Annotated in this window: 13 protein-coding genes; 4 read left to right on the top strand and 9 right to left on the bottom strand. The window is 44.2% G+C overall.

Going from position 1 to position 17,879, the window contains the following annotated elements; translation table 11 throughout:
- Position 1: 1 nt before the first annotated feature.
- Positions 2 to 1,135 (top strand): DUF362 domain-containing protein, encoded by a 1,134-nt coding sequence (locus FTV88_RS11545; RefSeq protein WP_162008013.1) that lies wholly within the window; start codon positions 2 to 4, stop codon positions 1,133 to 1,135.
- A gap of 24 nt (positions 1,136 to 1,159) precedes the next feature.
- On the opposite strand, the gene FTV88_RS11550 is transcribed toward FTV88_RS11545, so the two are convergent.
- The 4 genes from FTV88_RS11550 to FTV88_RS11565 all read right to left on the bottom strand — a co-directional run bounded on the left by FTV88_RS11550 (position 1,160) and on the right by FTV88_RS11565 (position 6,440).
- Positions 1,160 to 3,352: a TRAP transporter permease gene (locus FTV88_RS11550; protein ID WP_207707866.1), complete on the bottom strand. Its 2,193-nt coding sequence runs from the start codon at positions 3,350 to 3,352 to the stop codon at positions 1,160 to 1,162.
- 15 nt (positions 3,353 to 3,367) lie between these two features.
- Entirely contained in the window at positions 3,368 to 3,829 is a 462-nt protein-coding gene (locus FTV88_RS15515; protein WP_279236797.1) for a DUF1850 domain-containing protein, read from the bottom strand.
- Positions 3,830 to 3,941: 112 nt separating this feature from the next.
- Positions 3,942 to 4,895, bottom strand: coding sequence for a TAXI family TRAP transporter solute-binding subunit (locus tag FTV88_RS11560; protein ID WP_153725759.1), 954 nt, complete (start codon positions 4,893 to 4,895; stop codon positions 3,942 to 3,944).
- 258 nt (positions 4,896 to 5,153) lie between these two features.
- Positions 5,154 to 6,440 (bottom strand): glycoside hydrolase family 18 protein, encoded by a 1,287-nt coding sequence (locus FTV88_RS11565; protein ID WP_153725760.1) that lies wholly within the window; start codon positions 6,438 to 6,440, stop codon positions 5,154 to 5,156.
- Between the two features lie 237 nt (positions 6,441 to 6,677).
- Here FTV88_RS11565 and FTV88_RS11570 point away from each other — a divergent pair, with 237 nt between their 5' ends.
- The 3 genes from FTV88_RS11570 to FTV88_RS11580 are packed head-to-tail and all read left to right on the top strand — an operon-like array spanning position 6,678 to position 8,090.
- A complete protein-coding gene (locus tag FTV88_RS11570) occupies positions 6,678 to 6,983 on the top strand; it encodes a hypothetical protein (protein ID WP_153725761.1) in 306 nt (101 codons plus the stop codon).
- Positions 6,984 to 7,017: 34 nt separating this feature from the next.
- Positions 7,018 to 7,299, top strand: coding sequence for a MoaD-like domain-containing protein (locus FTV88_RS11575; protein ID WP_153725762.1), 282 nt, complete (start codon positions 7,018 to 7,020; stop codon positions 7,297 to 7,299).
- A 47-nt stretch (positions 7,300 to 7,346) separates the two neighbouring features.
- Positions 7,347 to 8,090: a ZIP family metal transporter gene (locus tag FTV88_RS11580; RefSeq protein ID WP_153725763.1), complete on the top strand. Its 744-nt coding sequence runs from the start codon at positions 7,347 to 7,349 to the stop codon at positions 8,088 to 8,090.
- A 377-nt stretch (positions 8,091 to 8,467) separates the two neighbouring features.
- Here FTV88_RS11580 and FTV88_RS11585 read toward each other — a convergent pair whose 3' ends face one another.
- The 5 genes from FTV88_RS11585 to FTV88_RS11605 all read right to left on the bottom strand — a co-directional run bounded on the left by FTV88_RS11585 (position 8,468) and on the right by FTV88_RS11605 (position 17,746).
- Positions 8,468 to 9,844 (bottom strand): NAD(P)-dependent oxidoreductase, encoded by a 1,377-nt coding sequence (locus tag FTV88_RS11585; protein ID WP_153725764.1) that lies wholly within the window; start codon positions 9,842 to 9,844, stop codon positions 8,468 to 8,470.
- A 124-nt stretch (positions 9,845 to 9,968) separates the two neighbouring features.
- Positions 9,969 to 14,447, bottom strand: coding sequence for a coiled-coil domain-containing protein (locus FTV88_RS11590; protein WP_153725765.1), 4,479 nt, complete (start codon positions 14,445 to 14,447; stop codon positions 9,969 to 9,971).
- Positions 14,377 to 15,165, bottom strand: a complete 789-nt coding sequence (locus tag FTV88_RS11595) for a DUF6063 family protein (RefSeq protein WP_153725766.1) — start codon at positions 15,163 to 15,165, stop codon at positions 14,377 to 14,379. Before FTV88_RS11595 ends, FTV88_RS11590 begins: the two co-directional genes overlap by 71 nt.
- Positions 15,162 to 16,712: a replicative DNA helicase gene (locus FTV88_RS11600; protein ID WP_162008015.1), complete on the bottom strand. Its 1,551-nt coding sequence runs from the start codon at positions 16,710 to 16,712 to the stop codon at positions 15,162 to 15,164. Before FTV88_RS11600 ends, FTV88_RS11595 begins: the two co-directional genes overlap by 4 nt.
- The gene (locus FTV88_RS11605; RefSeq protein WP_243137518.1) at positions 16,688 to 17,746 is read right to left on the bottom strand and encodes a Wadjet anti-phage system protein JetD domain-containing protein; all 1,059 of its coding nucleotides are present in this window, start codon (positions 17,744 to 17,746) and stop codon (positions 16,688 to 16,690) included. The genes FTV88_RS11600 and FTV88_RS11605 overlap by 25 nt, the downstream gene beginning before the upstream one ends.
- Between the last annotated feature and the right edge of the window lie 133 nt (positions 17,747 to 17,879).

Raw genomic sequence — 17,879 nt, forward strand, 5'->3', positions numbered from 1 at the left:
CATGGCTACAAAAAAAGATTTTGTTGCCGTAACAGCTTGCTCAAGTTATGAACAGTTGCAAATTGACAAAGCCGTAGAAAGGCTTTTATCTAGGCTCCAAATCACAGATAGTGCTATCAAGAAAGGAATGAGAATTGCCCTAAAGCCCAATCTGGTGATGGCCAAAGAACCAGAGCGGGCTATAACGACCCACCCTGCCCTCGTCGAATCCATCGGACGTATCTTATTAGAAAAAGGAGCCATTCCTTTTCTGATTGATAGCCCAGGCGGACCAGCCAGCCAAAGCGCTTTAGCGACACTCTATGAAAGAACAGGCATGAAAGAAGTTGCCCAAAGATTGGGCATCGAGCTGTGCTTCGATCTGTCGGAAGTAGAAGTACCCTTGGCTGGAAAGAGTCCCATTAAGAAAGTCTATCTCTTACAATCAATTGTAGAAGCCGATGGCTTAATTAATTTTCCTAAAATTAAGACACACGGTCAGACGGGGTACACAGGCGCTGTGAAAAACTTATATGGCGCCATAGCGGGCTTACGTAAAGCAGAATATCACTTTCGGTTGCAAGATCGAGCTATCTTTGCGCAATTGCTTTTGGATTTGAACGAGTTGCTGAAGCCTATGCTGCATATCGCCGATGGCGTGATTGGAATGGAAGGCGACGGACCTACAGGCGGTGTGCCAAAGCCTTTCGGCTATCTTTTTGCTTCAACGTCTCCCTATGCGCTGGATCATTATGTTCTAGAATTGATTAAACTTCAGGGCATTGAGACAAATCTGCTGGCACAGCAGCGTGGCTTACTTCAACCCTATGAGGTCCTTAGCGGCGGCGAGTCGATTCAAGAGGTACCTTTCCGACCGGCCAAAAGTCGACAAGTTAATTTTGCCGAAAATTACTTGCCTCGACCTCTGGCCCAGATCGTCTCGCGCCGCTTACGTCCCTTGCCACGATTTCATCAAGAAAAATGCACCGGCTGTCGCATTTGCTTAAAAAGTTGCCCTTCTCAGGCTCTTACCTTTGCGAAAATTCCTCAGTTAGAAAGAGATAAATGCTTTGGTTGTCTTTGTTGTCATGAGCTTTGCCCGGAAGGAGCTGTTTCGATTCGGAAAAGCTTGCTCAATCGAGGCTTTTGGCGATGAGCTTGTAGCTTGCGTTGCTAAACTTTAATGGGGTGTTGTTGTGGGCAATTCTTGAGAAGGGACCGTCTGTTGCCCTTTCTTCTTGCGATAGTATTGACTAACAAAGAGAAAGAGTAAGATGGCTATGCCGACTGTGTCGGTTATAAAGCTACCGTGAACCAGAACGAGGGCTGCAACCAGGGCTAGAAGGCGTTCGTACCAGCGGTATTCTGAGAGAAGCCAGCGTTGAATAAAGGATGAGAAGGCAACGATGCCGATAAAGGCTGTAAAGATATTCAGCGTCACTTGGACCCACGTTGCTTCCGGATTAAGAAGTAAGATTGTGGGGTTGGTTGCAAAGACGAAGGGCAGAAGTAGTGCGCCGGAGTCGAATTTAAAGCCTTGTATGCCTGTACGAAGCGGTTCTGCTTTGGCTATGCCGGCAGTGGCGTAGGCAGGCAAGTTAATCGGTGGTGTATCGTCTGCGAGGATGCCGTAGTAGAGAACGAAAAGGTGCGCCGCCATAATGGGTAAGCCTAGCATCACGAGAGCCGGTGCGATCATGGATGCTAGAACAACGTAAGTGGCCGTTGTTGGAAGACCGAGCCCCATAATCAGGCAAGCGATGACGGTAAGAATTAAAGCAATATAAAGCTGCATGTCGCTACCGCTAAAGAAGGGTACAAAAGCAACAATATCTTCAGAAAAGCCAACGATCATGTGGGGCAGTTTGCTCGATAAGCCTGTTAAGTTGACAACACCAATAAGGATGCCGGCGGTCGCACAGGCAACTACAACAGAAAGGGAGTTGCGGGCGGCCATTTCAAAGCCTGCAGCCAATTCGCGCAAGCCAAAGCGGACAGGGCTTCCTTCTATCTGGTACTTTCGTTGGAGTAAAATGAAGAGCAGAGCAATAAAGGTGCCTAATAGGATCATTGCGGCAATCTCAATCTTCCAATTTAAAAAGTAGTGCAATCCATAGGAGAGAAGAAAGAGAGACGCGGCGATGGCCATGCCTGCTCCAAAGCGCTCTCGAAAATGATTGGCGAAAAAAGCAAGGGAGAGCAAGATGATAATGGCGAAAAAGGCCGCGTTCGGCACGGTTTGTCCTTTGGCCAAGAAAAAGACAAGAATCATCAAAGGTAAGAGCAAGTAACCTTGTTGCAACAAAGTGCTACGTGCTGAGACGAGTTCATGCGGTGATAAGCCTCTGATGTTATTTTTGGCTGCTTCAAAGTGAACCATCAACAAAATCGCTGTATAGCTGAGAATGGCAGGTATGGCGGCACTGCGAATGATTTCTATGTAACTGTGTCCCGTATACTCAATCATCAAAAAAGCAGCGGCACCCATAATGGGTGGGAGTAGTTGACCACTTGAAGAAGCGGCTACCTCAATACCACCGGCTACATGGGGCTTAAAGCCTACTTTTTTCATCAAAGGAATGGTAAAGGTTCCTGTTGTTACGGCATTGGCCACAGAGCTTCCAGAGATACTGCCGAGCATACCGCTTGATAAGACAGCCGCTTTGGCAGGGCCGCCACGGTATTTGCCAAAAGCACGCAAAGCAAGATCGATAAACATTTTCCCCGCGCCAGTGGCTTCTAAGATAGCGCCAAAAAGGATAAAGATAAAAACGTAATTGGCCGAGACCCAGATGGGTGTGCTAAAGAGCCCCGTTGTGGTAAAGGCCATTTCGTAGAAAAAGTCATGAAAATCAGCACGGCTATGGCGAAAAGGTGGCAATAGGTAAGCACCTAGGAAAAAGTAAGCCGTAAAAAGACCCGCAATAATGACGAGGGGCTTGCCAACGACGCGGCGGGTTGCTTCTACGACCAAAAAAAGTAAAGAAATGGCTACAGCCAGATCCATTGTCGTCATGCGGGCACTTAAAATAGACGGCGATTGTTGATTAAAGATAATGTAAGCGCCGACGGAAGAAGCAAAAAGAGCGAGCAAAAGATCATACCAGGGAATGGTGCGCTGATTTAACCCTTTTTTAATGGGATATATAAGAAAGACTAAAGTTAAGGCCATGGTTAAGTGCAAGATAAGATGACTGCGAGATCCTACAAGCAAGCCAAAGCCTGCGGTAACAAAGTGATACAGTGACATGGATATGCTAATGAGAAGGATCATTAGAGCCAAGATGCCGCCTACATTGCGATCGCTTGATTCTAGCTCCATCGCTTGCTTTTGAATTTGCTCTTGCATATCCTCTATTTTTTTAGAGTTCAAGCTATCACGTCCTTGTTATATTTTTTGAGGATCTGCAAAGGTGTACCAGTATGACCAAAAAGGTAGCTTGATAACATCGATTTTTATAACAACACCAACGTAAGGGGAAGCTGATAATAGAATCGTTTCATCATGGACATGCAGCGTATGAGGAAAGAGATCATCTGGAAGCAAGTACAGTGATGACACAGGTTCTTCAATTTCCTGTAAGACATAATATCCGTCTATCAGTGCGCTTTGCCCTTTGCTTAGATGAGGCAAGCCAGCACCAAAAGAACTTGTCCAGCTTTCCATGGCTAGGATTTGTCCTTTTTCATCAATCTTAAATTTTTCTATCACTTCAGACCGTTCCACCGAATGAATGTAGCGGTGGGAAAACCAGTCGCCTTTTTCAATGGCTACAGAAAAGAGGAGGCTGCCTCTGTCTTTTTCTTTTATGACAAGATAGAGTTGTGACGGTAGTAAGAATCCTAGCAAAAAAGAGATAAGAAAAGAAAAAGACAGAAAAAGGCACTGCCTACGAGCAATGCCTTTTTCTTACCCTTAGAGCTGTTCGTACTTTTCATAATCAAGAAGAATTAGAACTTTTTTACTTCAGTACTTCGTCATAGTAACGCTGGGCACCGGGATGAAGCTTAATGGAGACACCATTTAAAGCGCTTTCTAGGCTTATATCTTTTCCTCGCTGGTGGGTGTTGCCGAAAGTCTCGAGATTCTCAAAGAGTGCTTTGGTGATAGCATAAGCATCATCTTCACTGACTTCATCACTGACGACAAGCATGGCTTGTACAGCGACAGTTGTGGCATCTTCATTGCGATCGTAAAGTTCTTTTGGCATTGTAAAAGCGGTGTAATAAGGATAACGCTCTGTAAGCTCTTTGATTTTATCAGCGCGAATGCTAACGATTCGAACGGGCTTAACGGCTTTCAGGGCTTCAATAGCACCCGTTGGTGTACCGGCTGTAACAAAAGCAGCATCAATGTTACCGTCTTGGATACCGTTGGCAGCATCACCAAAGGCCATATATTCGACACGAATATCAGCATAGGTAATTCCGTGAACTTCTAAGATTTGCTTGGTGTTTGCTTCTACACCAGAACCTTGGTCACCAACGGCAACACGCTTGCCTCGTAAGTCTTCAACATTTTGAATTCCGCTATCGGCGGCGGTAACAATATGTACAACTTCAGGATAGAGGCTGGCAATGGCGGAGAAAGATTCGATTTTTTCGTTAAATTGCACGAGTCCTTCGGTCGCATAGTAGGCAATGTCGTTTTGGACGAAAGCCAATTGTCCTTTTTTATCTTTTAATTGGTTCACGTTGACGACAGAAGCGCCTGTAACAACCGCTGTGGCCGAGATCTCATCAACATTGCGGTTGATGACTTGGGCTAAGGCACTACCAAGGGGGTAGTATGTTCCCTGTTCACCACCTGTTAAGATGGTATAGTCTTTTCCATCTTGGGCACCACAAGCGGTAAGTAGAAAAGAAAAGGCAAGGAATAAGGTAGCGACTGTGAAAAGCTTGGACTTCCTGAACATAGAGAGAACACACCTTTCATTGCTTTGATCAAGGGTACCGATTATTTTCTACATTCTTGATAAATGCTCTTTAATTCTACCATGGCTGACAGAAAAGAACTCGTTCTTTGTTATAACAAAATTTTATAACCCAGCATAAGGTCTCATAAGAAAGAGGCTGGAATCTATCCGTATTGATATAGAAAAAGAAGCCGCTTTGCCCTTTTTTATAAAAAGGCAAAGCGGCTTCTTTTGTTTGTTGCGCCTATTCGTACTTGTTTATTCAATAATTTTCCGAACTTCAAAATTGTCAACCAGTAGAGGCCAATTTTGCGGGAAATCAAGACCTAAGACCCAATAGCTTACACCTCGCAAGTTGTACTCTCGAAGAAGATCGTACTTCGCCTGGGCACTCCGTGCATCTTCAAACCAGACAATATGCTCACGACCTTGTTGATCATAATAGCTATAAAAAGGAGCTTGTGCAATAGGGTCGTATTCGATGATTGTATTGTATTGGATCGCTCGTTGCAAAGCGCCTTGGGGACTTAAGGTAGCAGCCCAAGTCTCACCGCGGACAAAAGGCAAAGTCCAGTCGTATCCATAGAGTGGCATGCCCATCATAATTTTTTCTCTGGGAATGGCTGTGACAGCATAGTCTAAGACACGCCGCACCTGATTCACAGGCGCAACTGCCATAGGAGGACCACCAGACCAACCCCATTCGTAGGTCATGATGACGACAAAGTCGAGCAGTTGGCCATGGACGGGATAATCGTGGGCTTCATATAAAAGGCCGACTTGATCAGCACTTACTTTAGGTGCTACAGCGCTGGAAATAGAAAATCCTTGGGGTCTCAGTCGATCTACAACACGCTGGAGGAATTGATTGTACAGCTCTCGATCGGCGGGATAGATGTACTCAAAATCAATGTTCAATCCGGTAAAGCCTTTGGCACCCATGGTAGAGAGTATGTTGGTAATCAAGGTTTCTTGCACTTCAGGATTGGCTAAAACGGCTCGTGCTAGATCAGAGCTAAAATCTTCTCCTTCCACAATATTGGTAATGACCATAAGCGGAGCAGCGCCTCTAGCTCGAGCTTCTGCAATAATGGCTTCATCGTCTAAGGGCGCTAAGGTACCGTCACTGCGCACTTCATAACTGAAAAGGCTAAGATAGGTCAAATAGTTGCCCACTTGCTGAACTGTGGCAAGGCCTACATCGCCTAGTCGCTGTATATAACCGTTTGTCTCAATCGTGGGCCTCGGTCTGGGTGGTATGGTCAGCACCATACCTGGAAAGATCATAGCAGGCTCCATAATCTGATTGGCCTGGGCAATCGCTTCAACAGTGGTGCCGAACCGTTGTGCCAAAATCCAGAGACTTTCACCAGGCTGAACAGTGTGAGTGGGCGGTCGATCTCGTGGAATAAGAATGCTTTGCCCGATCAGGAGTCGCGACGGATCGGGAAGTTGATTGATTTGAACGATTCGGTTAGGATTGACACCATACTGTTGTGATATAGACCAAACACTTTCGCCAGGGCGAATCGTGTGGATGATCATACTATAACACCCCCTTATTCGTACCTATACTTATGAGGGGATGCTGAAAAAGTGTACAGGAATCGAAAGGGCTTTCACTGGAATGATCCGGAATTGGTGAAAACAAAAAGACTTTTCTGCTACAATAAAGAGCACCGGGGGAAGATTTTTTCTGTGCTGTTAGCCCAACTATTTTTCGTTGTCTGGACCCGCCTAGACTTCGGATAGAGAAAAAAGTTTTGAGGGAGTATGAACCACATGATGAAACGCCTACTTGCATTACTCGCTATCTTCGGAATCGTCTATGCCAATTATGCTTTTTTTGCAGTCCACTTTTTAGAAAGAGAAGTCGTCAAAGTCTACATGCCTCTGCCTACTTATGTTGTCTTTACCGAAAAACTTGACGCTACCGATCATGGCAAAGCCGCTTTTGATCGATATATGCTTTCTAAAGGCTGGAATTTCAAAGAACAAATGGGTGCTTTGATCGTCTATGAGAAAGAAGGTATCGAAAAAACGTACACTTGGAAAGCCTCTCAAGCTTATCATCGTTTTGCAAGGTAGTTCTTACAGCAAAAGTTCATAGGAGATGTTCTTTATGTCATCGGTCAACCTTAACAATCAAGAAACGCAGAAAATACAGCTTCAAGGGATTGCACAGTGGGAGCTTCGCCAAATCATAGAGCAGCTTGGCGCTGAGAAAGACAAAGAAGGCATCTTAAAAGCCAAACAGTGGCAAGCGCACGTATCGGATGAAACAAAAGTTACCCTAGGTTCGCTGACCTTGCAATCTACGACCGTTACATTTGTAGGTCCTACAGAAGTACTAGAGCCGCTCTTGCTAGAATTTCGTAAAAAAACATTGCGAGGTGGCGGTTAATTTGCTCATAAACAAAAGAAAATCGTACCAAAAGGACGGAGTTGCCTGTGAGTGAAGTTTTTCTGGCGAGCCTCCTAGCTGGTTCGGCGACTCTACTAGGAGCTATTCCTTTGCTTTTTTTACGACGAATTCCTCATAGAGCTCAGGATATTTTCTTGGGCTTTGCCGCCGGTGTCATGATCGCAGCGAGCTTTACGTTGTTAGGCGAAGGCATGGAGATAGGAGGATCTTTCCTCTTAGTAATTGGCGGACTTTTGATGGGCGCTATTTTCGTTGCTGTCTTAGGCGCTTATTTGCCTGACGATTTGTTTGGGCGTTTCTTAAAGTTGCCGCAAAGTGGTAAAGGAGAGCTGACGCTAGCCTGGCTTACCTTTACGGCGATTACATTACACAACATTCCAGAAGGCCTTGTTGTTGGTGTTGGTTATGGCAGTGGCGACGAAGCCTTGGGCTTGTTGATGGCAGTAACTATTGGAATTCAAAATGCACCAGAAGGCCTTGTTATTGCGGCGCCTTTACGACAAAAAGGTGTGCCCATCAGCCGTATTTTACTGCTTGTAGCTTTTGCAGGACTTGTTGAACCCATTGCAGCTTTATTTGGCTTTTGGGCTGTTGACGTTGTCTCAGGCTTGCTACCTCTTGCCCTTGGCTTTGCAGGCGGCGCAATGCTTTATGTAACTTCGAAAGAACTTATTCCAGAAAGCCATGGCCACGGTTATGTACAGACAGCCACTTTTGCTTTGCTTTTCGGTGTGATTACCATGCTTTCTTTGGAGGCACTGTTGTTTTAAGTGATGATTACGTTATAAAAGCCCAGACTGTAAATAGTCTGGGCTTTTATGTGTAGGCTTCTTGGTACCTTTCATGCTTTTCGTGTTAACCCCCCATGCCCGGTCGGGCACAGCCAGTGATGAAAAAAAGCTTTTCCTGATTACGTTGGGGTTACTGCTCGCAGGGGCCCGGTCATCACGCTTTCCTCCGCTCTGGACTGGTCCCACGCTGTTACCGCCAGCAAGCTGGCGACAGCTGAGGTCCCAAGTCCCGCTGCGGAAAGCGTGATGCCCAGTCCCAGAAGGTTTTTTACTAATTGTCACTCCCGTTGATCGGAAGGAATTCATAACGCCTGACCCCACCACAGAGTAGCTTTTTCGTGTTAACTGCTCTTCTGTTATTTGCTGCATTCCTCCATCAACTTCTTCGCTTCAATGTACAGAGCCATACCAAAGGCTACTTTTTTAGCTTCTTTCATAGCAAGAACGACCGTAGCTGGCTCATGAACAACATCGCCACCGGCAAAAACGCCAGGTCGGGTCGTCATGCCATAAGGCTTTTCGCGCGTTATGACATAACCCTGAGAATTGACTTCAATGCCCCTCGTTGTGGAAACAATACGTGCGGCAGGTCGTTGTCCTATGGCTAAAATGACTTTATCGACAGGCAGACGTTCTCTTCGACCGCTGTCGAGGACAGTGCCGTCTTCTTGCATTTCCATAGAGGCAATTTCTAGAGCTTCTACTTTCTCTTCGCCAATGTAGCGAAGAGGTGAAGACATCCAGCAGAAAGTGACACCTTCGGCTCTGGCATGTTCGTACTCACTTTGAAGCGCCGTCATCGTCGCTTTGTCTCGTCGATAGACTACAGTCACTTCGGAAGCACCAACTCGTAAGGCTGTACGGGCGGCGTCCATGGCTACATTACCAGCGCCAATAATTGCAACTTTGTCACCAGGGCTCACAGGGATTTCGCGATGGCTTAAGCTGCCGCTATTGGCCAGGGCGAGGACTCGTAAAAAGTATGAAGCTTGCATGATCCCAGCAAGATCGCAACCTGGTAAATCTAAGCTTTTAGGCATGGCTGTGCCTGTACCAATAAAAATGGCATCGTAGCCTTCAGCAAACATCTGATCTACAGTGACATCTTGTCCGACGAGTACACCATTGCGAAAGGTGACGCCAAGCATTTCGATGCGCTTGATTTCGCGACGCACAACTTCTTTGTTGAGCCGAAACTCTGGAATGCCGTAGAGTAAGATACCACCGGGTTCTTCTTGGGCGTCAAAAACGGTAACATCATAACATTGCTTGGTCAAGTCACCGGCTACGGTGAGCCCAGCAGGACCAGAACCTATAACAGCTACTTTTCCTTTGTTGGGCGCGGAGCAAACTGTAGGCTGCGTTAATCCCATCTCAGCGTCAAAGTCAGCAATAAAACGTTCAAGCTTACCAATGTGGATGGACTCTCCTTTTCTGCCTAAAATACAACTTCCTTCGCATTGCTTTTCATGGGGGCAAACTCTTCCACAGACAGCGGGTAAGTTGCTGCGACGGGCAATGATAGCAGTCGCTTCGCCGATATTGCCTTTGGCCAAAGCTTCTATAAACTGAGGAATTTCATGTTCTATGGGGCAGGCCGCTCGACAAAGCGGCTTAGGGCACTTCAAGCAACGTTTTGCTTCAGCAATGGCTTGTCGAAAGCTATAGCCTTCATCGAGCTCTGCAAAAGTTAATTCTTTTCTATCAAAATCACTTTGCTTGTCAATGATCATGGGTTCAACGCCTCCTTGCTTCACGTTAAGACTTATTGGTTCTGGGTAAAGAAGTCTTCTTAAAAAACTGGAGATTGATGAATGAAAATTCCATCTATTCTAATAAAATCCTGCTTAAAAATGATTATAAAAGTGTTAATTGCTCTGTTTCTTCTAAACGGTCAATGCTATGAGGCGCCTGATCTTGGAAGAAAGCATAGAAAATATCTTTTTGTGTCTCTACAATGGAGATAGAAGGATCCTTGGTGGGGCGAAGGCGGCAACTATAAAGTACGGGAAAGTAATCGCGTAAAAATTTTCCCTCGGCATGGGCTGTTAAAGCTACAATCTGAAAGCCCAATTGGCGTGCTATGTAGAAAACGGGGCTTAAGACGTGGCTGCTTGAAGCTTTTCCGAAAGGGTTATCTAAGATGACAACGCGGTAGTTGCCCTGGCCTTTGCTGATGTGCTGCCGTTTCTCAGCTAGATAGTTGAGAATTCCGAGAAAAAGGGTCATGTTTTTGCTCCATTTTTCACCACCGGACCATTTTTCACTGGTGGGCCAATCTGTTAAGGTGGCGCTTACTTTGTTGTCATTCGTAACTTTGCGACAACGCACTTTGATCTCTTGATTGGAGGCAACAATTTGTAAAAGTTGCTTGGGGTGAAGCCACGATTCAATATGGCTTTGCACTTTTGCTTTGTCTTCCTGGTCTTTGTCAGTTTGAAACTTTTCTTTTTCTAACTCTTGTAGCATCCATTCTATATGTTGGCGCAGTCGCATTTTCCCTTCTGTTTCTTCCCAACTGGGAATGGAAAAGTCAAAAATTTCTCGTCGCCGATCTTCAACACGAACAGCTGTCATTTTGGGAATGCTCCGCAATTCTTCACAGATACGCAAGAGATGGGTATGAAGATGACTGATAAATTGCTGTACTTGCGCGTCTAAGGTGCGCATATTGTCTTCGGCAATGTGGTTGGCTGCTTCGATTCGCTCTTGTAAGCGATCACTCCATTCTTTGATTTCTTTATAGTTGTTACGTTGCTCTACGCCTTTAAGAGATTGCTGTTTTGTTTTTTCGTCGTTGAGCTGGCGGCGGCAATAGCCTTCGAAGTGTTGCCTTTGTTTCTCTACTTTACGGTGTTCTTCTTCTAAGGATTTTTTTTCCTTCTCCAATTCTTCTAGAAGAGCTTCGAGAAAAGCCCCTCTTCGATAGGGATAGTCTTGTTCTTCTTGCGCACTTAATGCGATTGGGGCAATGCTTTCTAGTCGAAAGTGATAGCGTTCCTGGGCGATAGCAAGCTTTTGTGCCAGTCGCTCTAGTTCTTTGAGATGTTGGCTAGCCTTTGCTACTTCCTGGGTAAGCCATTGTTCTTTTTGGCTGCTTCTTTGCTCTTCTTCTTTTAGATTTTTTTCCACGACCTGAAGCGATACATTATTGAAGGTATAAAGAGATTGGCGGGGAAACAATTTTTGGTAGTTTTTTATTTTTTCTTCGATGGTTGCTTCTAAGCGATCACACTGTGTCTTTTGAAAGCGCTGTTCATCAAGAAGTTGTTCTTTAGACTTATTATCTTCTTGTAACAACTTCGCCAGTTTTTTGATTTCTTTTTCTCCTTGTGGTGGAAAAGAAATGGTGGCGATGTTGAAAGCGTTATATTCTAAAGAGAGTTCTTCGATTTGCTTGTTCAGTTCAATTATTTCATTTTTGAGGGAAGTGACTCTTTCTTCTAAATGAAGTCGACTGCTTTGTAGGCCTTGTAGTTTCTTTTCAATTTCTTTATATTGTGTTTTTATACTTTCTAGAGCCTGGTCTGTTTGTTGGGCTTTTATAGATCTTGTGAGTTCATATTCTTCTTCATTTTGTAGACTGGAAAGGCTGCTCTGGTAGTCACGAACTTGCTCTTTTTGCTCTTCCAAATATTTTTCTTGCAAGTTTTTTTGGGAACGAATTTTTTCTTCTTCTACTTTTAAATCTAGGCTATCCTTTTCCAGTCTCTCTACTTCAAGAAGTGCTTGTTGTTTTTTGCTTTGTTGTTCTTTCCACTTTAGCCCTTGTTGGTAGCGACGGTATAAATCCTGTTGTTCTAATTCTAGATCACTTTTTTTGCGCATTCCTTCGTTATAGAATTTTTCAAGAGCTTTGAGCTGCTTCTTTTTTGCTTCCAGATCTTGCTCTAGCAGCAAACGTTCTTTTTGGGTGGTTGATAAGGCTTCTTTCAAGGGTTGATAGACTTTTTCGAAAGAATATTGATTCCAAAAGCGATGAAAGTCTTCTTGAAGAGCTTGCCATTGTCGTGCTTTTTCTTCCTTTTCCTTACGTTGATGTGCCAATCGATTCGCTTCTTGGCTGCTGCTTTGTAACCATTGATAAAACTGCCGGCTATCGGTCATGGTAGGCCAGGCTGTGGGGATGACAACTTTTCTCGCTTCTTCTTCATGAAAGGGCGCTGTAATTGTCTTTTGGGCTTCTTGGTCACTAAGGATATAAATAGGGTGGGTCCAGTGAGAGCCTTTTTTGGCTACGAGGCGATAGAGCTTTTCTCGATCAGCTGTCGTGCAAATCAAGGCCAGGGGCCAGAAGGGAAAGTTTTGATAAAGTTTCTTAATGGTGCTTTCTTTATGTTCTTGCAGGACCATCTCAACGTAGTCTGTTCCCATTTGCAGAGAGGGAATGTTACGGCGCCACAGAAGCGCTTCTTGTTCTAAAGCGGGATCGGCAGTAAAGGTATGGTTGTCTTTGTATAGCTCATAGTACCGTAAGAAAGTGCGTTCTTGTTCTAGGGACTTTTCTTTTACTTCTTCTAGATATTTGCGCTTTTCTTCGAGGCGATGGCGTAGGGAGCTTTCACGGTGATAGATGGAGTGAATGGTGCTATCTTGTGGTGAAAGCTGATGAAGTCTCTCTATCAAATGAAAGCCAAAATTGTCAATCTGATTTAGTTCTGTTTCTAGTTCTTTTTGCTTTTCTGCTTTCTGAACTTGTTCTTGCCTTGCTTTTTCTATGTCTTCTTGTAGAGTAATTTCTTGCGCTTTCCACTGACTTAGTTGTTCTAGTAATCTTGTTAGAGAAGTTCCTACTTCTTGGGAGCGTTCTTGCCACAGTGGTAGTTGTTTTTCTACTTGTTCTTTTTGACAATCGCTGAGTATGTCTTGGGCGATGTCGTCCATTTGTTGTTGATAGTGGCCTATGTCTCTTTGTTTTTTTACGATTTCAAACTGAACGTTTCTGCTTTGTTGCTCTTTTTCTTGGAGAGCTTTTTTCTTTTCTTGACAAATTGCTTCTAGTTCTTTTTGTCGCTCTTGAGCTTCTTGATAATATTGTTGGTAAGTGATTTCTTTTCGGTCATAGCAAAAACGCATTTGTTGCAGTAATTTTTGCTTGGATTCTTGCCATGTTGCTATATCTGGTGACTGATCAAGTTCTTCTAGTTCTTTTTGGTATAGAACTTGCTTTTCTTTTTTTTCCTTGTATTGTTTCTGAAGTCTTGCCATTTTGAGCTCTGCAATTTTTTGTTGAAGTTGCTTGATTTGTTCTTCTTTTTCTTCTAATTCTATGGCCAACTTGTCGAGGGTTTTTTCTTGCTCTTTTTGTTCTTGTTGCAGATAGGCGATGTCGAGGGATATTTTTTGCTGCTGTAATAACTCTTTTTGGCGAAGGATATTGATTCTTTCTTGTTCTAAGGTGGCAAGTTTCGCCTGGCCTTCTTCGATTTCCTTTTCAATTCTTTCTACAAGGCCTTTGGCGCGAGATTGTAAGTTATTATAGGTTTTTTCTTTTTGATCATAATCTTTGTATTGTTCTACGAGGCGAAAGACTTGCTCTAGCAAATCTTTGTTTTCTTCAAGTTGTGTTGCTAGTTCTAAATATTCTTTAAATTGTTGGCGATGGTTATCAAAGAGACGGGCAAAGTCTTTGGTACCTTCACCGGCAAGGCCTTTTTCTACAACAGGAATGAGCAGACGGTCAACCAGTTGTACGGTACTGCTACATTGTTCAAAAAACTTTTCGACGCCACCTTCAGCGCTGTTGATCTTAACGATGGCTTCCCATTCTGAGGAGACAAGTTGAAAATTTTCTTCTATGTAAGCTTGATATTCTTTGCGCGTGCTAAAGGTTTTGGCAAAGCGGGGGTGGTTAGAGACCATGGCCTGGTAATATTCCTTCATTTCTTCTCGGCCTGCAGGGCGTTTGCTTTTGCCGTCAGGGCGGACAAAAGGAAGATTTTCTATGCAATTCTTATCACCACTGCCGTATTCGTAAGCATAAAGCAAGTATTCTATGCCTTCTCTGCCCATGTATAAGGTGATACAGGTGAGGCCATAGCGGCGCGGTCTTTCGGTGAGAATCCACTCAACGGCAATGTGGGCTGGGGAACCTGTTACATCAAAGGTATCGCGCACTTTACGATCGGCTAGAGGTGCATTGGGAAGCAGGGCTTGGATAATCGTTTGAACGAGAACGGATTTGCCGCCGCCGTTTTCGAGTAAGATGGCACCGTTGTAGCCCTCAAAGCGGAAAAGGGTGTCGTTGTATCGCTTGTTGCCTTGTTCATACTGAAGATTGGTCAGTCGTATCTTGGAGATGGCTGGCAGGGGAATTCTCTCCTTTCGCCTGATCATACTGGTACATAAAGGCCAGGAGATCGCGATTGTGTTCCCGGTCCATAAAGTAGCGCTGGACGATAATTTTGGCTTTTTCCGTGATAAAGAATTCGTTTCGCCCCTGGCTTTGGGCAAGTCCTTGGTCTTCTAGAAAGCGAATTACTTTTTTTAGAAAGCCTAGGCGACTTTGTTGACGACTATCTTGACGCTTGGCCTTTTCTTTTAAGTCGTCTAAGTTGTCCCAGTAATCAATCACAGCAAGCCAGTTCCATTCGGTGTCGCCTTCAAGGTTTTCCAGCTTTTCTCGACCTTGCTCTTTCAAGGTGTCAAGGCGTTCGCGGATTTTTATCATCCAGTCACTAAGGCTGAGAAAGTCTCGCGTTGCTTCGGGGCTTTCGTAGCTATCATAGAATTCTCCGAAGAAGACGATGATGGCAAAATACATCATGTAAAGGTCTACGTTAGTTGCTCCCGTGCCCAAGTAATCTCGCTTGATCCAGGCGTTTTTCAACGCAAAAGGGGATTGGCCAGAGCGGGGAATAAGGTAGAGGTGATCAGATGTTTTGATGATTACGCTATCGAGCTCTTTGGCAAAGTCTTCGGCGAGGCTGCGCACTTCACTGCTCGTACGGTAGTCGTGAAAAGAGGGATGTTGGTCGTTGAGTTGGCCTTGTCGCAATAGTTGCACCAGGAGACGAAAGGTTTGTTCGGTCTGTTCGTGACTGTAGAGGATCATCGTTCTTTCATCCTTATCTGTAACTTCATCTCTTGAATTTGATAGCGATCATGAGGTTGTAATAAAGGCCTTTCTTCTTCCACTAAAATTGCCTCAGCCTGGGGAAAAGCAGCCATGATTTCATCAACGAGGTGGCTTTGCTTTTCTTCCTCTTCTCCTCGAAGCATCGGAGAACGCTGGTGTACAAAGAGCCAATAGTCGTAAAAGGAGCGATTGCTTAACAAGTCTTTTGCCGATACCTGACCTATTTCTTCTACTGCATTTTCTTCTTGGGACAATTTTTGCAGATGGTTGACAAATTGAGAAAGGTAGATTTCTGTACTTACGCCCATAAAATAAGCAAGCTTTTCGCTGATAATCCGAAAATTATGTAGTTGTTGCTGTAAAAAGGTCTGATCTTCTTGCTGTTCTTCTGCTTCCATAAACTGATGGATTCTCCATTCGCCGCTTTCTTCGTGGCCTGTGCGCTGGGGTGCAAAAAGCTCAAAAGGCGACCACCTGCGTTGCGGTTCTAGGCCTAGAAAGGGTTGTGCAATGCCTTCAAGGCTTTGTAAAGGCAGTGGTGTGGCGACGACGAAAGAAGTAATGTCTTGATTAAAGTTAAAAGCGATCAAGCCTGCGTGATAGAGAGATTCTTTGGCGGCTTGTAAAGCTTTGCGTTGTAAGGTAATGCTATCATGGAGCAGTGTGCGGTGCTGGTAGTGTACTTCTTCTAGTTCTTTGGCAATTTCGATCAGCAGACGGTAGGCTTGCTGATCTTTTTCGTTGGCCTTGTTCAGCTCGTAGGCTTGATTTTTCTTTTTCTCCACAATAAAGCTATGAAGTTCACGAAATTCTTCATCTTCTCGTTGTAAGCGGCTATGGATATCGTCGATGGTGGCGCTGTATCGCTTTTGTGTTTCATAAGAGATGATGTTGCGTTGTACTTCTAAGTTCAGTTGTTCCATTTTGCGGTGAAGCTTTTCTACGGCGACGCGCATTTCATCAATTTCTCGTAAAGCGCTGTTGAGCTCTCCTTTTTCCAATTGTTTGCGGAGCACCAATTGATTAATGGAAAGCTGAAATTCGCTAAAGTATTCTTTGGTGGCAAAGATGAGGTCAAGCCCTTGCTCGCTGAGGCGATAGTATTGAATGTTTTGAGCAACGTTAGAGTCATGGACTTCTAAAAGGGCATATTCAAAAGTTTCAATTTGCTTTGTTTCCCAGTTGTAAAAGCTTTTTTCTTTCTTTTTACCGGTACCGCGAAAAGTATCAATGATTTCTTCTGCTATTTTATCAAAGCCTTTGCTATCTGTTATGATGGGTCCTCGGTTGTTTAGGTTTTGAAGGTACTGTGCTAGATCGTGAAACGATGTCTGTTTTCGCCGTGTCAGCATGCTTTCGAAGAAGAAGAGCAATGAGATTAAGCCTAGGCTAAACCAGTCAATGCTATTGCCGCTCTCGTCTTTGGTTACTTTCCTACCTAGTTCATAGAGGGGATCGAAAATCGCCAGGCGACCCATTCGCTCCCGATAGCCACTTGTTACGTCTTGTAGTCTTGGATCCATGACTCTTCTCTCCATATCCTTTCTGTTTCTTCTGTAGATAGGGCTTCTTGGGGCAGATAAGTACCTGATTGCAGAATGTTTTTTATTTTTTCGGCCATATCTGCTGGAAATAGAGTTTCTAGGTTGGCAAGGGCTTCTTCCTTTAGCCGTTGATACTCTTTGCCTTTTCTGGCTCTTTTTGTTAGGAGTGATTTATAAAAAGGAAGACATGGTTGGAGCTTGTATCGCTGGTGCAAGCTGTAGAAAATAGAAAGGCCTTCTCGATCGATATCACCATAGTAATAGAAGGAGTGGCTTGTTTCTTTAGAAAAACAAGCTTGCACTTTGAAGTTGCGTAAGGTGGCTATAATGGCTTTGCCTTGACCGTAAATCAAGGTGGTAAAAAAAGATTGTGCTTGTATATATGGTAATAAAATGTGAAAGGCTGTTTTGTTTTCTACGATAAGATGGCAATGTTCTTTTTTCTCTTCTTGATACAATTCTTTATGTAGGGCGAACATAACAGGGTCGGGATTTTGCTGGAGAGAAAGGTCTTCGGCTGTTATACCAAGGCGTTGGAGCAGCTCGAGACCTTTTTTTTCTTCTAAATATTTTTCGTCTCCAAAAATCTCGTAAGACCGCTCTGGAAGAGAAGCCTCTATAAGCAGAGAGTCTTGCTTTAGAAGGTATTTATTAAGCGTCACAATCTGGTGCCGATCTTTTTCAAAAGCTTGGGCTCCTAAACGGTAGTAAGCCGACAGATCTATGGCGGGATGGAGCTGTAATTTGAAACGATTTAAAGCATCGAAGAAGGATTCCTGTAGAGCGGTCTTGTTAATTCGCAGCTGATGGGGCAAGGGTGGCTTTTTGTTGTTGAAGCCTTTGCTTTTGACAGGCTCTAAGAGTTTTTCTGCCAATAAATCGGTAATAACAGTGGCAATTTCTTGATAGTTTGTCTCGCCCGGTGCATTTTGTAATAGTTCGTAAATATCAATCCTTTTGCGGTGATGCTTTTCTATTTGCTCTAGCAGCAATGCTCGTAAAGATGTGGACATGGACAAGCTGATCGCCTCTTTCAAGGTGGGGAGCATTTTTGGGTTTTATTTTAAGATAATATATTCTTTTTCTTCTCCTTTTCCTCCCCATATTCCTACATGGAACTGACTTGTGATGATAGGAAAAGTTGCC

Origin of the sequence: Heliorestis convoluta (assembly GCF_009649955.1) — a bacterium.
GTDB lineage: Bacteria > Bacillota > Desulfitobacteriia > Heliobacteriales > Heliobacteriaceae > Heliorestis > Heliorestis convoluta.